At 71.7% G+C, this 14,180-nt stretch carries 14 protein-coding genes and 1 pseudogene; 5 read left to right on the top strand and 10 right to left on the bottom strand.

The features are described 5' to 3' along the window. Positions 1 to 21: 21 nt before the first annotated feature. On the bottom strand, positions 22 to 1,341 hold the full coding sequence (locus AWZ10_RS22980) for a hypothetical protein (RefSeq protein ID WP_046702986.1): 1,320 nt from the start codon (positions 1,339 to 1,341) through the stop codon (positions 22 to 24). A gap of 98 nt (positions 1,342 to 1,439) precedes the next feature. Beyond that, on the bottom strand, positions 1,440 to 2,693 hold the full coding sequence (locus AWZ10_RS22985) for an exo-beta-N-acetylmuramidase NamZ family protein (protein ID WP_046702987.1): 1,254 nt from the start codon (positions 2,691 to 2,693) through the stop codon (positions 1,440 to 1,442). 257 nt (positions 2,694 to 2,950) lie between these two features. Between AWZ10_RS22985 and AWZ10_RS22990 the strand changes: the two genes are divergently transcribed. After that, complete coding sequence (locus AWZ10_RS22990) at positions 2,951 to 3,715, top strand: SDR family oxidoreductase (protein WP_060891951.1); 765 nt, start codon at positions 2,951 to 2,953, stop codon at positions 3,713 to 3,715. 143 nt (positions 3,716 to 3,858) lie between these two features. Next, positions 3,859 to 4,452 carry a TetR/AcrR family transcriptional regulator gene (locus AWZ10_RS22995; RefSeq protein WP_046708859.1) on the top strand — a complete coding sequence of 198 codons (594 nt, stop codon included), beginning with the start codon at positions 3,859 to 3,861 and terminating at the stop codon, positions 4,450 to 4,452. Between the two features lie 123 nt (positions 4,453 to 4,575). Here AWZ10_RS22995 and AWZ10_RS23000 read toward each other — a convergent pair whose 3' ends face one another. The 8 genes from AWZ10_RS23000 to AWZ10_RS23035 all read right to left on the bottom strand — a co-directional run bounded on the left by AWZ10_RS23000 (position 4,576) and on the right by AWZ10_RS23035 (position 11,039). Continuing rightward, positions 4,576 to 5,790, bottom strand: coding sequence for an acyl-CoA dehydrogenase family protein (locus tag AWZ10_RS23000; RefSeq protein WP_046708860.1), 1,215 nt, complete (start codon positions 5,788 to 5,790; stop codon positions 4,576 to 4,578). 6 nt (positions 5,791 to 5,796) lie between these two features. Further along, a complete protein-coding gene (locus AWZ10_RS23005; protein ID WP_046708864.1) occupies positions 5,797 to 6,831 on the bottom strand; it encodes a phosphotransferase family protein in 1,035 nt (344 codons plus the stop codon). Positions 6,832 to 6,978: 147 nt separating this feature from the next. Then, positions 6,979 to 7,890 carry an MBL fold metallo-hydrolase gene (locus AWZ10_RS23010; RefSeq protein WP_046708861.1) on the bottom strand — a complete coding sequence of 304 codons (912 nt, stop codon included), beginning with the start codon at positions 7,888 to 7,890 and terminating at the stop codon, positions 6,979 to 6,981. 149 nt (positions 7,891 to 8,039) lie between these two features. Beyond that, positions 8,040 to 8,336: a hypothetical protein gene (locus tag AWZ10_RS23015; RefSeq protein ID WP_037725554.1), complete on the bottom strand. Its 297-nt coding sequence runs from the start codon at positions 8,334 to 8,336 to the stop codon at positions 8,040 to 8,042. A 191-nt stretch (positions 8,337 to 8,527) separates the two neighbouring features. Then, positions 8,528 to 8,860, bottom strand: a complete 333-nt coding sequence (locus AWZ10_RS23020; RefSeq protein WP_046708862.1) for a DUF202 domain-containing protein — start codon at positions 8,858 to 8,860, stop codon at positions 8,528 to 8,530. Continuing rightward, a complete protein-coding gene (locus AWZ10_RS23025; protein WP_037701919.1) occupies positions 8,857 to 9,249 on the bottom strand; it encodes a YidH family protein in 393 nt (130 codons plus the stop codon). The genes AWZ10_RS23020 and AWZ10_RS23025 overlap by 4 nt, the downstream gene beginning before the upstream one ends. Before the next feature lie 51 nt (positions 9,250 to 9,300). Next, positions 9,301 to 9,816, bottom strand: a complete 516-nt coding sequence (locus AWZ10_RS23030) for an NUDIX hydrolase (RefSeq protein ID WP_046708863.1) — start codon at positions 9,814 to 9,816, stop codon at positions 9,301 to 9,303. 326 nt (positions 9,817 to 10,142) lie between these two features. Next, on the bottom strand, positions 10,143 to 11,039 hold the full coding sequence (locus AWZ10_RS23035) for a DMT family transporter (RefSeq protein ID WP_060891952.1): 897 nt from the start codon (positions 11,037 to 11,039) through the stop codon (positions 10,143 to 10,145). A gap of 307 nt (positions 11,040 to 11,346) precedes the next feature. On the opposite strand from AWZ10_RS23035, the gene AWZ10_RS23040 reads away from it, so the two are divergent. The 3 genes and pseudogenes from AWZ10_RS23040 to AWZ10_RS23050 form a co-directional block, all read left to right on the top strand. Beyond that, a complete protein-coding gene (locus AWZ10_RS23040) occupies positions 11,347 to 13,002 on the top strand; it encodes an FAD-binding dehydrogenase (RefSeq protein WP_060891953.1) in 1,656 nt (551 codons plus the stop codon). Positions 13,003 to 13,089: 87 nt separating this feature from the next. Further along, positions 13,090 to 13,884: a molybdopterin-dependent oxidoreductase gene (locus tag AWZ10_RS23045; protein ID WP_060891954.1), complete on the top strand. Its 795-nt coding sequence runs from the start codon at positions 13,090 to 13,092 to the stop codon at positions 13,882 to 13,884. Further along, positions 13,868 to 14,180, top strand: a pseudogene (locus AWZ10_RS23050) (cytochrome b/b6 domain-containing protein); the annotation flags it as partial. The gene AWZ10_RS23045 and the pseudogene AWZ10_RS23050, both read left to right, overlap by 17 nt.

The raw sequence follows: 14,180 nt of genomic DNA on the forward strand, positions 1-14,180 counted from the left end.
AGTGAAGGCGGCGGGCCGTGGTCAGGCGATACGGCCCGCCGCCAGCACCACCCTCGCCAACTCCTGGTGGCAGATGTCGCTGTGGGCGCCGGACGGTGCGCCTCCGCGTCTCACCACCGCCGCCGCGTCGATGTTCACGCAGCCCTGCGTCGGCAGTTGGGCCTTGAGGGCGTCGGCCAGCCTGAACGACCGGGTGCCCTTGACCGCCTGCACCCCTCCGTAGCCGAGGGCCCCCCACTTGGCGCCGAGGAGGCTGTTCACGCTCAGGCCCAGCACCGTCCGCGCGTCGCCCGCCATCCGGGAGGCGAGCGGGTAGATCGTGCCCAGCGCCGAGTCGTGCTTGGAGTGACAGCACACCAACGGCCCGTCGATGCGCTTGTGCTGACCGTCCAGGACGCCGCTCGCGCGCGGGTCGTGGGGCAGGCGCGCCGCGAACGCGTAGTGGGAGAAGGCCGCCTGAAGGAGCGTCACCGACTTCACGGTGTGCACCCCTTCGGGCAGCCCGCGCAGCGCGAACGACACGAGACGCGCGCCGAAGCTGTGCCCGACGAGGTGCACCCGCACGTTCGGTGCCGTGCGCGCGAGCCGCCCGAGCAGCCGCCCGAGCCCACGCTCGCCGACCGTCCCCGCCCGGCGCTTCATCGCGAAGTACGTGGCCTGACGCAGGAGTTCATGGGCACCGTCCCAGGCCTGCGGCGGGGTGGGTACGGCCCCGGTCATCACCCCCGAGGTCTCGACCTCCGCCAGCGCCGCCGCGAAGTCCGCGCACACCGTCGCCGCGTCCCCGCACAGCATCCCGGGTGTGCCCTCCGGCACCCCCTCCGTGATGGTGTCCGCCGTGAACGACCCCTGCGGTCCCTGCGGCGCAACCTCCACCAGCAGTCGTACGAGCCGCCCGTACTCCTCCAACGAGGCGCCCTCGTCCGGCCGTTGGTCCAGCAGCCGCGCGAGCTGCTCGACCACGGTGGCCCTCCCGGGGAAGACCTCCACCAGCGCGTGCCGGGTGTTCTTGTCGAGTGCGGGGCGGCTGGGCGCCACGGCCGGGACCGGCTCGAGGTCGGGGATCGGCTCGTCCGAGAACCGCATCGAGGGCCACAGCACGCCCACGTACCCCAGCTTCGCGTGCGGCGCGAGCGCCGGGAACGGGGCGAGGAAGCGGCTGTACAGGCGGGTCGCACCGGACCGGTCGCTGTTCCAGCCGTGGGCGAAGACGACCAGGTCCACGACCCCGCGCCTGCGGACCCCGTCGAGCAGCCGGTCCCGCTGACCGGTGTCCACGTCGCCGTCCGCGTCGAAGGTCAGTTCCCAGTAGGGAGTCACACTCATTTCCGGATCCGCCATGACGAGCCCCCTTCGGCTCCCGTCGGTGGTGCGCTCAGGCGCATGGTCCTGCCAACGGCGAAGGATGGCCATACGTCACGTAGGGCTCTTGATACCGACTACCGGTACAGCAAGTACTCCTTGCGTACTTTGCGGAACGCCGCCAGCTCCTCCTGCCAGCCCGCCACGACCTCGTCCGTGTCGGCCCCCGCGTCGATCATCGTCCGCACCCGCGCCGAACCGGTCAGCTTGTCGATCCAGTTGTCCGGACGCCAGGCGAAGCCGCTCCACACCTTCCTGGCGGTCACCAGGAGGCCGATCCCGGTGCGCACCGGGTCGTACGCGGCCCGGTCGTGGACATGGATCTGTACGCCCCCGATGGTCTTCCCCTGGAACTTGGAGAACGTCGGCGCGAAGTAGGCCTCCCTGAAGTGCGCGCCGGGCAGCCCGAGCTCGTTCGCGGCGGCCGCCCACCTCCGGTCGACGCCCTCCGCGCCCAGCAGTTCGAACGGCCGCGTGGTGCCGCGCCCCTCCGACAGGTTCGTCCCCTCGAAGAGACACGTGCCCGCGTACACGAGCGCGGTGTCCGGCGTCGGCATGTTCGGGCTCGGCGGCACCCAGGGCAGCCCGGAGTCGTCGTGGAAACGCGACCGCTTCCACCCCGACATCAGTACGGTCTCCAGCGGTACGGGCGTGGTGAGGAACTCCTCGTTGAACAGCCGTGCCAGCTCCGCCACCGTCATCCCGTGCGCCTGGGAGATGGGCTGCCGCCCGACGAACGTCGCGAACTCCTTGTGCAGCACGGGCCCTTGGGCGCTCCGCCCGGTGATCGGGTTCGGCCGGTCCAGTACGACGAAGCGCTTCCCGGCGAGCTGGGCCGCCTCCATGCAGTCGTACAGCGTCCAGATGTACGTGTAGAAGCGGGCTCCCACGTCCTGGATGTCGAAGACGACCGTGTCCACGCCGGAGGCGGTGAAGACGTCCGCGAGGGGACGGCCGCTCTTCAGGTACGTGTCGTAGACCGGCAGCCCGGTCGCCGGGTCGTCGTGGCGGCCCTCGGAGCCGCCGGCCTGGGCGGTGCCCCGGAAGCCGTGCTCCGGGCCGAAGACGGCTGTGAGGTCCACGCGGTCGTCGGCGTGCATCACGTCGACGATGTGACGGGCGTCCTGGGTGATGCCGGTGGGGTTGGTGACGATGCCGACCCTCTGACCGCCCAGGGTTCGGTAACCGCCGGCGGCCAGACGCTCGAAGCCGGTACGAAGCCCTTGGCGGGCCGCCTCGGCCGGGGGAGCGGTGGTGAGGCTCGCGGTGGCGGCTGTGGAGGCGGTGGCTGCCGTGGAGGCGGCGAGGAAGGTGCGGCGGGAGAGGCGCATGGGGGGTGACCTCCGGGTCGCGGGAAGCGGCGTATACGCAAGCTAAGCGCTCCCGCGGGTGGTTTGTAACCTGCGGGGCGGTTGTGGCTGGTCGCGCCCACGCGGCGGAGCCGCGGATGTCGCAGCCCCGCGCCCCTTCGGGGCGCTCCCGCCGGTGTGCGCTGCGAGTGGCTCTTCTCTGCCGCATACCGACCGGTTAGTCTGGTCGTCCGAGTGGAGCCGTTCGTGGTACGTCGCGTCGAAGTCGAAGGAGACCGATCGTGGGAGCCGTACAGGGTGCGGGTGTGGTCGTCACAGGGGCCGGGGGCGGGATCGGGGCCGCTCTGGCGCGGCGGTTCGCCGCCGAGGGGGCCAGGGTCGTGGTGAACGACCTGAACGCTGACCGGGCCAAGGCCGTGGCCGACGAGATCGGCGGCATCGCGGTGCCCGGGGACGCGTCCTCGATCATCGCCGAGGCGCGTGACGCGCTCGGCGGCACCGTGGACGTGTACTGCGCGAATGCCGGGCTCGCCTCCGGCGGGACGGAAGCGGCCGACGAGAAGGTGTGGGCGCTCGCCTGGGACGTCAACGTGATGGCCCACGTCCGGGCGGCCCACGAGCTGCTGCCGGCATGGCTGGAGCGGGGCAGCGGGCGCTTCGTCTCGACGGTCTCGGCGGCGGGGCTGCTGACGATGATCGGCGCGGCGCCCTACAGCGTCACCAAGCACGGGGCGTACGCCTTCGCCGAATGGCTGTCCCTCACCTACCGGCACCGGGGCGTCAAGGTCCACGCGATCTGCCCGCAGGGCGTGCGCACCGACATGCTGACGGCCTCCGGCAGCGCGGGCGACCTGGTGCTCGCGCCGACCGCGATCGAGCCGGAGGACGTGGCCGACGCGCTCTTCGAGGGCATCGAGAAGGACCGCTTCCTGATCCTGCCGCACCCCGAGGTCGCCGGTTTCTACCAGGCCAGGGCGGCCGACCCGGAGCGCTGGCTGACGAACATGAACCACATCCAGCAGAAGTGGGAGACGACGGGCTGACGGCCCTGCCCGGCGGACGGGTGCCGGGGAGTGGGATGATCCTCCGGCGGGAGCGCCCGATTCCGGCCGGTAGGGAACCGGCCGGGGGCCGACGGGTGACCACCGCCAGGCGACAACAGAACCTCGGAAGGCAGGTGGCGGCAGTGCCCAGGACGACGGACGGTGACGGTACTCCCGTCCCGCAGCGGCTGCTGGCGGCCGCCACCCGGCTCTTCGCCGAGCGGGGCTACGACCGCACCTCCGTGCAGGAGATCGTCGAGGCGGCCGGCGTCACCAAGGGCGCGCTGTACCACTACTTCGGCTCCAAGGACGACCTGCTGCACGAGGTGTACGCGCGCGTGCTGCGCATCCAGCAGGAGCGGCTCGACGCGTTCGCCGGGGCCGACGCGCCCGTCGAGGAGCGGCTGCGGAGTGCCGCCGCCGATGTCGTCGTCACCACCATCGACAACCTCGACGACGCGATGATCTTCTTCCGGTCCATGCACCATCTGAGCCCCGAGAAGAACAAGCAGGTCCGGGCGGAGCGTCGCCGTTACCACGAGCGCTTCCGGGCGCTCGTGGAGGAGGGTCAGGAGACGGGGGTCTTCTCCAGGGCCACCCCGGCCGACCTGGTGGTCGACTACCACTTCGGCTCGGTCCACCACCTGTCGACGTGGTACCGCCCCGGTGGCCCGATGGCCCCCCAGGAGGTGGCGGACCACCTGGCGGACCTGCTGCTCCGGGCGCTGCGGCCGTAGGGCAGAAGCACGGCCCTTGCGGGCCCCTGAGAAGCACGGGGCGGAGCCCGTGCTTCTCAGGGGCGCGGGGAACTGCGCGAGAAGCCCCACTCACCCGCACCCGACCACTCACCCCCCGCACACTCACACGTACCGCTTCAGCTCCCGCCGAGCGAGCGACCGCTGATGCACCTCGTCGGGCCCGTCCGCGATCATCAGCGTCCGCGCCCCCGCGTACAGCTCGGCCAGCGGGAAGTCCTGGCTGACACCCCCCGCACCGTGCAGCTGAATGGCCCGGTCGATGATGTCCACGACCGTCCGCGGCGTAGCGATCTTGATCGCCTGGATCTCCGCGTGGGCCCCCTTGTTGCCCACCGTGTCCATCATCCACGCCGTCTTCAGCACCAGCAGCCGCAACTGCTCCACCGCCACCCGCGCGTCGGCGATCCAGTTGTGCACGACCCCCTGCTGCGCCAGCGCCTTGCCGAAGGCCTCCCGCGCCACCGCCCGCCGGCACATCAGCTCGATCGCCCGCTCGGCCATCCCGATCAGCCGCATGCAGTGATGGATGCGCCCCGGTCCGAGCCGCGCCTGCGCGATGGCGAAACCGCCGCCCTCCTCGCCGATCAGGTTGGCGGCCGGCACCCGCGCGCCCTCGAAGACCACCTCGGCGTGCCCGCCGTGGGAGTGGTCCTCGTAGCCGAACACCCGCATCGCGCGCTTCACCGTGACACCCGGAGTGTCACGCGGGACCAGGATCATCGACTGCTGGCGGCGGATGTCGGCCCCGTTCGGGTCCGTCTTGCCCATCACGATGAAGATCCGGCAGTCGGGGTTCATGGCCCCGGAGATGTACCACTTGCGCCCGGTGACGACATAGTCGTCGCCGTCCCGCTCGATCAGCGTGGTGATGTTGGTGGCGTCCGAGGAGGCCACCTCCGGCTCGGTCATCGCGAAGGCCGACCGGATCTCACCGGCGAGCAGCGGCTCCAGCCACTGCTTCTGCTGCGTCTCGTCGCCGAACTGGCTCAGCACCTCCATGTTGCCCGTGTCGGGCGCCGCGCAGTTCAGCGCGGTCGGCGCCAACTGCGGGGACCGGCCGGTGATCTCGGCGAGCGGCGCGTACTGGAGGTTGGTGAGCCCTGCCCCGTACTCGGAGTCGGGCAGGAAGAGGTTCCACAGGCCCTGCCTGCGCGCCTCGGCCTTCAGCTCCTCCACCACGGCGGGCGTGTCCCACGGTGAGGCCAGCTCGGCGCGCTGCTCCTCGGCCACGGCTTCCGCCGGGTACACGTACGCGTCCATGAAGGCGAGGAGCCTGGCGCGCAGCTCCTCCGTGCGGGCGTCGAATGCGAAGTCCATGGTGGGTCAGTCCTCCTGGGAGCCGGCGCGAAGAGTCGTCAGGCCGTGTGCGATGAAGACGGGGACCAGGTCGCCGATGCGGTCGAAGCCGCGGCCGACCGTCTGGCCGAGCGTGTACCGGTAGTGGATGCCCTCCAGGATCACGGCGAGCTTGAACCACGCGAACGCCGTGTACCAGGACACCGAGGAGACGTCGCGGCCCGAACGTGCCGCGTACCGCTCGACGATCTCGGCCGGATCCGGATGCCCGGCCGCCGCCGCGGTCGTGGAGACGGGGGAGTCGGGCGTTGCCAGCGGCACGCTGTACATCACCAGCAGGCCCAGGTCGGTGAGCGGATCGCCGAGCGTCGACATCTCCCAGTCGAGGATCGCCCTGATCCGGTCGTCGTCACCCAGCAGGACGTTGTCGAGCCGGTAGTCACCGTGCACGACGGTCGGGGCGGGGGAGCGGGGCAGTTGGCGCCCCAGGGCCGCGTGCAGTTCGTCGATGCCGGCCAGCTCGCGGTTGCGGGACGCGTCCAACTGCTTGCCCCAGCGCCGCAGCTGCCGGTCCAGGAAGCCCTCCGGGCGCCCGAAGTCGGCGAGGCCCACCTCGGCGGGGTCCACCGCGTGCAGCTCGACGAGGGTGTCGACCAGGCCCAGCACGGCGGCCCGGGTGCGGTCCGGGCCCAGCGGGGCCAGCTCCTCGGCGGTGCGGTAGGGGGTGCCCTCGACGAAGTCCATGACGTAGAAGGGCGCGCCGAGCACGTCCTCGTCCTCGCAGAGCAGCACCGGACGCGGCACCGGTACGTCCGTCGCGTACAGCGCGCTGATCACCCGGTGCTCGCGCTTCATGTCGTGCGCGGTCGCCAGCACATGGCCCAGCGGAGGCCGCCGGACGACCCACTTCGCGGCGCCGTCCGTGACCTCGTACGTCAGGTTCGACCGTCCGCCCTCGATCAGCCGGCCGGTGAGCGGGCCGCCCACGAGTCCGGGCCGCTCGGTGTAGAGCAGGGCGCGGAGCCGGTCGGGATCGAGACCTGGCGGGTGGTCTGGGTGCATCATCGCTCCTACACGCGGATTACCGTGACCCGACTCATGATGCCGACCGGTCGGTATGTCGTCCAGTGGGCGACACGAAAGTGACCGGAGTCTCGACAGGATCTCGACGGGATCCGGCCGGGCGCGGCCGCATCCCGGGGCGGGCCGTCACGCGTGGCAGGTCATCATCTCCCCGCCGTTGATGGTCGCCATGTCCATGAACCCGGCGAACGGGTCCACGCCCTCGCCTTCCGGCTCCCCGTCCAGCTCGGCGTACGCCCTCCGCAGGTTCGCCACCAGCCGCTCGCTCTCCGGCAGCGCCGCGTACTCCCCGAGATCCGTGCTCCGGGCCGCCTCCAGCGGCGTCAGCCCCGCCGCGTGCGACTTCTCGGCGATCTCGGCCACGAACCGCATGTACCGCTCGGCCCTGTCGAAGGCGGACGGGTCGGTGACCGGCCCGTGTCCCGGTACGACGGTCTCGGCGCCCAGCTCGCGCAGCAGCGCCAGCGCCCGCAGTGAACCGCTCAGCGAGCCCATCAGGAAGAACGGCGTCCCGCCCTCGAAGACCAGGTCCCCCGCGAACAGCACCCGCCGGTGCGGCAGCCACACGACCGAGTCGCCGACCGTGTGCGAGACGCCGGGGTGGATGACCTGGGCCTCGATATCGCCGACGTGGAGCGTCACGCGGTCGTCGTACGTCAGGTCCGCGCCCTGAATGCCGACGTCACCGAAGTCGGTCCGCGGCCACAGCAGGTGGAGGTGGAGCCCGCTGGCGAGGGCCTCGCGGCGGCAGGCCGCGTGGGAGACGAGGGTGGCGGACGGCGTGAAGAAGCCGTTGCCGTAGGTGTGGTCCCCGTGGTGGTGGGTGTTGACCAGGAGTCGGGGCTTCGGGACGCCGGTCGCGTCGAGCGCGGCGCCCAGGGCGCGGGTCCTGCGCTCCGTCGCCGCCGTGTCCACGAGCAGGGTGGTGGTCCCGTCACTCACGAAACCGGAGTTGTTCAGACACCATCCGCCGTCCGGCTGCGCATACGCGTACACGTCGCTCGCGAGCTCGACGGTGTACGGCTCTCCTGCGGTCACGGTGACCCCCTTCGTCCCCCCGGATCGTCGCCAACTGGTGCTCAGAGCCTGCCAGTCGGTGACGATCCGGTGGAATCCGGGGTACGGAAACGGCGCGGGCGGTTGTGCTACCGCCCGCCGGCCGCCCCCCGCCGTCGGCCGTCAGTGCCTCAGTGGTCGTCCCAGTGACCGTCGTGGGCGGCGTGCCGGTGTCCGTCGTGCACATAGTCCACGTGGTCCCCGTGCGTGACCGCCTGGTGCCCGCAGTCCTCGCCGTGCTCGTGGCCGTGACCGTCGTGCGCGGTGTGCCCGCTCGGCTCGCATTCGTCCCAGTGGCCGGAGTGCTCGCGGTGCAGATGCCCGTCGTGCGCGTAGTCGGTGTGGTCACCGTGCGACACGGCGGTGTGCCCGCAGGCGGGGCCATGGTCGTGGTCGTGGACGGGGTGTTCCTGGTGCAGGGTGGTCATCGCGCTCACCTTCGGTGGTACGGGGGTGACATGGCCAGGCTAGTCACAGAAGTCCCACTTCTACCTTTTTGAAACTCCATGCGCGCACCAAGGCCTGCCCCCGCTTCGGTCTGTCCGATCGCTCTGCGTTGCCCCATGTCGCCCTCCGTGGCGGCCTGTCGCTCGGCGGCCCGTGGCGCCAGGGCCCGGTGTCAGGACACCAGGGCCGCGCCGCACACCGCGAGGGCGATCACACACAGGACGGCCGCCGCGGCCGTCCGGGGTACGAGGACCGGCGGGCGGGAGGCCGCCAGGGCCTCGATACGGCGATGGGCGAGCGCCAGGAAGCCCAGCCACAGCACCACGCACAGGGCCGCGGCCACCACTCCGGCCGTCGACGGCCCGCCGTGCAGCGCGGACTTCGCGGCGAGCACGGCGATCACGGCACCCGCGAGGGTCGTACGCCGCCAGGCGAGCCGGGTGCGCTCGGGCTGGAGGCCGGGGTCGCGGTCGGGGGCCCCGGGGAGAGCGGGCGGCGGGCTCACCCCTCCCACCCGACCAGCACCACGGCGACCATGGCGACGGCGACCACGGCGACGACAAGGCCGAGCACCGCCGGGAAGCGGGACACCGGCAGATCCTCCCCGCGCCGCATCGCCCGCTCGCAGCGCACCCAGTGGTTGACCGCGCGCAACGCGCACAGCACCCCGGCGGCCAGCAGGGCGAGCGCGAGCCCGACGCGCCAGCCCCAGCGCAGGTCCGGCAGGAACTGGTCCACCGCGAAACCGCCGCCGACGAGGGCGAGCGCGGTACGCAGCCAGGCCAGGAACGTCCGCTCGTTGGCCAGGGAGAACCGGTAGTCCGGGGTCCGGCCCTCCTCCCGGATCTCACCGGGGGCGAACCAGAGCCGGACGTTCTGTACAAATTCGATCACTCGCAGGACATTACCGGTCGGCTTCGGAGTGCAGGTCGCCCTCCCCGCGCTTCACCCCGCGGCCCTGCGCGCCCTCAGTCGCTGGTACGCCGCCACCCCGTCCGGCACCCACTCCCACTCGCCCAGTCGCCGCTCCACCTCGGCCTCCGCCAGGAAGCCGTGCCAGGCGACCTCCTCCGCCTGAGGGTCCACCGGCAGGTCGCAGCGGACCTCGTACACGGCCGACCACCAGGTCCGCCCGGCCCCGTCGTCGTACAGGAACTTGAACAGCGGGTCGGGCCGGGGCAGCCCGGAGACACCCAGCTCCTCCTCGGCCTCGCGCAGCGCCGCGTCGTCGTAGGACTCGCCCGCTCCGACGACCCCGCCCACGAACATGTCGTACAGCGACGGAAAGATCAGCTTCGTGCCCGTCCGGCGATGCACGAAGATCATTCCCTCGGCGTCCCTGACCAGCACGAACACGGCCCGATGACGCATTCCCCGGGCGTACACCTCGCCCCGTGGGGCCTGCCCGATGACCTGGTCGCTCTCGTCCACGATGTCGAGGATCTCGTCGGCGGCACTCATGTCCCCATCCAAGCAGGGGGCGGGTGGGGCGAGCGTGGGGGCCGGCTGCGGATCGGTGGAGCGAGCGTGGGGTCGGCTGCGCGTGGGCGGGGCGAGAAGCGAGGGGCGCAGCCCCTGCTTCTCAGGGGCGCGGGGAACTGCGCGAGAAGCCCCACTCACCCGCACTCGCCACGCAACCCGCACTCGCCACGCAACCCGCACTCGCCGCTCAGCCGCACTCGCCAGGCAACCCGCACTCGCCGCTCAGCCGCACTCGCCAGGCAACCCGCACTCGCCGCTCAGCCGCACTCGCCACGCAACCCGCACTCGCCACTCAGCCGCACTCGCTACGCAACCCGCACCCCCGAGGTCTCCCGCGTCCCCCCGGAGGACCCGCACGGCATCGCGGGATGCATCCCGAGGAGCACCACCCCCACGACGACCCCCGCCAGCCCCGCCGCCTCCCACGCGAGCGCCCCCGCGTCCATCCGCAGCCGGTCCCCCAGGAACCCCACCCCGCACGCGATCCCCGCCAGCGGCTGCGCCGCGGTGAGCGCCGGCAGGGACATCCGCAGCGGCGCCGCCTCGAAGGCGCTCTGCACGAGCAGGAGCCCGGTCGCGCCGAGCAGCACGACCCCGTACGGCTGCCACGAGGTGAACAGTCCGCCCCAGCCGGCCCCAGCGAACAGCTGCCCGCTGATCCGGGTGAGCGCGTCCTGGACGCCGTAGAGGAGCCCGGCCGCGACCGCCAGCAGCACCGGCGCCGCACTGAGCCGCGACCGCTTCGCGTATGTCGTGAGCAGGAGCGCGAGTCCCAGCATCACGCCGATGATCAGCCACTGCCGGAAGGGGCCGCCGACCGCCGCCCCGCCCTCCGGCCGCCCGGCGACGATGAACGCGGTGACTCCGCCCGCGAGCAGCACCAGCCCCGCCCAGCCCTGGCGGCCCAGCGGCTGACGGGTCTGCCGACGGGAGAGGGCGAGGGCGAAGAGGAGGTTCGTGGCGAGGAGCGGCTCCACGAGGGTGACCTCGCCCTGACTGAGAGCGATCGCGCCCAGGGCCATGCCGCACACCATCAGCCCGATGCCGCCGAGCCAGCGTGGCACCCGGATCAGGTCGAGCAGCAGCCGGGGCGAGAGGAAGTCGCCCAGTGGGGCGTGCGCGGCGGCCTGCTGCTGGAGAACGAAGCCGAAGCCCAGACAGCAGGCGGCGCCGACGGAGAGAAGAAGAACGAGAACCGACACGCGGAATACCTCGGGTCGTCGGACGGGCCGCGGCGAGCGTCCCACCGGACGTCCCGCTCGGTATCCCGACGTGGAGGTGATTTGTACCTCGACGGGTGGCCCGATACGTATTCGGACGACTCTAGCCGCCTCGCCGAGGGCTGTCCGTAAGAGGAGACACATCTCTGCAGTTGACTAGGTCACGCCTTCTGCCGAAGGATCTGGTCTCAAAGCTGCTGACCGGCCGGTAACAAAGCCTGGGGGCCGTGCCTTGCCTGCTTCGGCCTGCCCCCGCTTGCCTGACCCGTTCCCGAGAGGACGTCCTCCAATGTCGTACGACGCAGATGTGATCGTGATCGGGGCGGGCCTCGCGGGGCTCGCGGCGACCGCGGAGCTCGTCGACGCGGGCCGCAAGGTGATCCTCCTCGACCAGGAGCCGGAGCAGTCGATCGGCGGCCAGGCGCACTGGTCCTTCGGAGGGCTCTTCTTCGTCGACTCGCCCGAGCAGCGCCGCCTGCGTATCAAGGACAGCCACGCGCTCGCCCTCCAGGACTGGATGGGCACGGCTGCCTTCGACCGCGAGGAGGACCGCTGGCCGCGCAAGTGGGCCGAGGCATACGTCGACTTCGCGGCCGGTGAGAAGCGCTCCTGGCTCCACCAGCAGGGCGTCCGGTTCTTCCCGGTGGTCGGCTGGGCCGAGCGCGGCGGCTACGACGCCAACGGGCACGGCAACTCCGTCCCCCGCTTCCACATCACCTGGGGCACCGGCCCCGGCCTCGTCGAGCCCTTCGAGCGGCGGGTGCGGGAGGGCGTGGCCCGGGGGCTGGTCCAGCTGAAGTTCCGGCACCGGGTGACCGGCCTGTCGCGCAGCGCGGGCGCCGTCGACACCGTCACCGGCGAGATCCTGGAGCCGTCGGCCATCGAGCGCGGCCAGGCCAGCAGCCGCGAGGTCACCGGTGCCTTCGAACTGAAGGCCCAGGCGGTGATCGTCACCTCCGGCGGCATCGGCGGCAACCACGACCTCGTCCGCGCCAACTGGCCCGAGCGCCTCGGCAACCCCCCGGAGAAGATGATCTCCGGCGTACCCGCCCATGTCGACGGCCGGATGCTCGGCATCGCCGAGGAGGCGGGCGCCCGCCTCATCAACCGCGACCGCATGTGGCACTACACCGAGGGCATCCAGAACTGGAACCCCATCTGGGAGAACCACGGCATCCGTGTCCTGCCCGGCCCGTCCTCGCTCTGGCTGGACGCCCGCGGCAAGCGACTTCCCGTGCCGCTCTTCCCGGGCTTCGACACCCTCGGCACCCTCGACCACATCATGAAGACCGGCTACGACTACACGTGGTTCGTCCTCGACCAGAAGATCATCGGCAAGGAGTTCGCCCTCTCCGGCTCCGAGCAGAACCCCGACCTGACCGGCAAGTCCATCAAGGACGTCTTCATCCGGGCCCGCGCGGACGTCCCCGGCCCGGTGAAGGCCTTCATGGACAACGGCGTCGACTTCGTCGTCGAGAAGGACCTCGGGTCCCTCGTGCGCGGTATGAACGCGCTCACGAAGGAGCCGCTGATCGACGAGGCCGAGCTGCGCCGCGAGATCGTCTCCCGGGACCGTGAGGTCGCCAACCCGTTCACCAAGGACCTCCAAATCATGTCGATCCGGGGGGCCCGCAACTACCTCGGCGACAAGCTCATCCGCACCGCCGCCCCGCACCGCATCCTCGACCCGAAGGCGGGTCCGCTGATCGCCGTCCGCCTCAACATCCTGACGCGCAAGACCCTCGGTGGTCTGGAGACCGACCTCTCCTCCCGCGTCCTCACCGAGGGCGGCGACCCGCTGGAGGGCGTGTACGCGGCGGGTGAGGCCGCCGGCTTCGGCGGCGGCGGTGTCCACGGCTACCGCTCCCTGGAGGGCACGTTCCTCGGCGGCTGCCTGTTCTCCGGCCGCACGGCCGGCCGCGCGGCGGCGAAGGCGGTGCGCTGAGCGGGGGAGGCCGAGAAGCCTTACCGAATCCTGACGAATATCCGCCGCCACTGGCCCGACCGGGGCGGCGGATGGTCGAATCGGTAGGTGAACCCTGAACATCCCGAAGCGCGGCCCGTGCCGACGGAACACCCCCAAGACCGGACGGGCCCGGACCGCCAGGACGGCCAGGAACCCGAGCGGGGCAAGCCCATCGGCCGCCGTGTCCTCCTCGGCACCCTCGGACTCGGCGCCCTCGGCGTGGTCTCCGCGCCCGTCCTCCAGCGAGGCATGGAGGCGTTCCTCGGCGAGGCGGCCCAGAAGGACCCCACCGGCCTGACGGGGCTGCTCCCCAACGGCGGCGGCTTCCGCTACTACTCGGTGACGTCGTCCGTCCCCCGCAGGACCGCGAAGAACTACCGCCTCACCGTCGGCGGTCTGGTCGACAGGCCGACCTCGTACACCCTCGCGGACCTGCGGGCCCTCCCGCAGACCCGGATGGTCAAGGACGTCCAGTGCGTCACGGGCTGGCGGGTCCCGGACACCCCCTTCGAGGGCGTGCGGCTCTCCGCGCTGCTGGACGCGGCCGGCGTCCGCTCCTCGGCGGGCGCGGTCCGCTTCACCTGCTTCGACGGGGCCTACAGTGAGAGCCTCACCCTGGAGCAGGCCCGCCGCGCGGACGTCCTGGTGGCCCTCCGTATGCAGGACAAGGACATCAGCCACAACCACGGCGGCCCCGTCCGCCTCTACGTGGCCCCCATGTACTTCTACAAGTCGGCCAAATGGCTCTCCGGCATCGAGGTCACCGAGGAGGTCGAGCCCGGCTACTGGGAGGAGCGGGGCTATGACATCGACGCGTGGGTCGGCCGATCGAACGGGCGGGACGATGAACCGACAACTTGAGGTGCCCCCCGTCCGGGCGGAGGCCCGCGTCAGGCGCTTCACGGCCGCCGAACGCTGGATCCACCGCACGACGGCCGCACTGATGGGCATCTGCGTGGCGACGGCGGCCTGCCTCTACGTCCCCGCCGTCGCCGAACTGGTCGGCCGCCGGGCCCTGGTGGTCACGGTCCACAAGTGGACGGGCCTGCTTCTGCCCCTCCCCGTTCTCGCGGGCCTGGCCTCCCGCGCGTTCCGCGCGGACCTCGGCCGACTGAACCGCTGGGGCCCGCACGACCGCGTCTGGCTCCGCTTCGACG

Source organism: Streptomyces europaeiscabiei, assembly GCF_001550375.1.
Classification (GTDB): Bacteria; Actinomycetota; Actinomycetes; order Streptomycetales; family Streptomycetaceae; genus Streptomyces; species Streptomyces europaeiscabiei.

What these genes read in the sequence shown, in the direction of transcription:
- AWZ10_RS22980 (WP_046702986.1), bottom strand. Translation starts at nt 1,341, where the DNA reads ATGGCGGATCCGGAAATGAGTGTGACTCCCTACTGGGAACTGACCTTC.
- AWZ10_RS22985 (WP_046702987.1), bottom strand. Translation starts at nt 2,693, where the DNA reads ATGCGCCTCTCCCGCCGCACCTTCCTCGCCGCCTCCACGGCAGCCACC.
- AWZ10_RS23000 (WP_046708860.1), bottom strand. Translation starts at nt 5,790, where the DNA reads ATGGACTTCGCATTCGACGCCCGCACGGAGGAGCTGCGCGCCAGGCTC.
- AWZ10_RS23005 (WP_046708864.1), bottom strand. Translation starts at nt 6,831, where the DNA reads ATGCACCCAGACCACCCGCCAGGTCTCGATCCCGACCGGCTCCGCGCC.
- AWZ10_RS23015 (WP_037725554.1), bottom strand. Translation starts at nt 8,336, where the DNA reads ATGACCACCCTGCACCAGGAACACCCCGTCCACGACCACGACCATGGC.
- AWZ10_RS23030 (WP_046708863.1), bottom strand. Translation starts at nt 9,816, where the DNA reads ATGAGTGCCGCCGACGAGATCCTCGACATCGTGGACGAGAGCGACCAG.
- AWZ10_RS23040 (WP_060891953.1), top strand. Translation starts at nt 11,347, where the DNA reads ATGTCGTACGACGCAGATGTGATCGTGATCGGGGCGGGCCTCGCGGGG.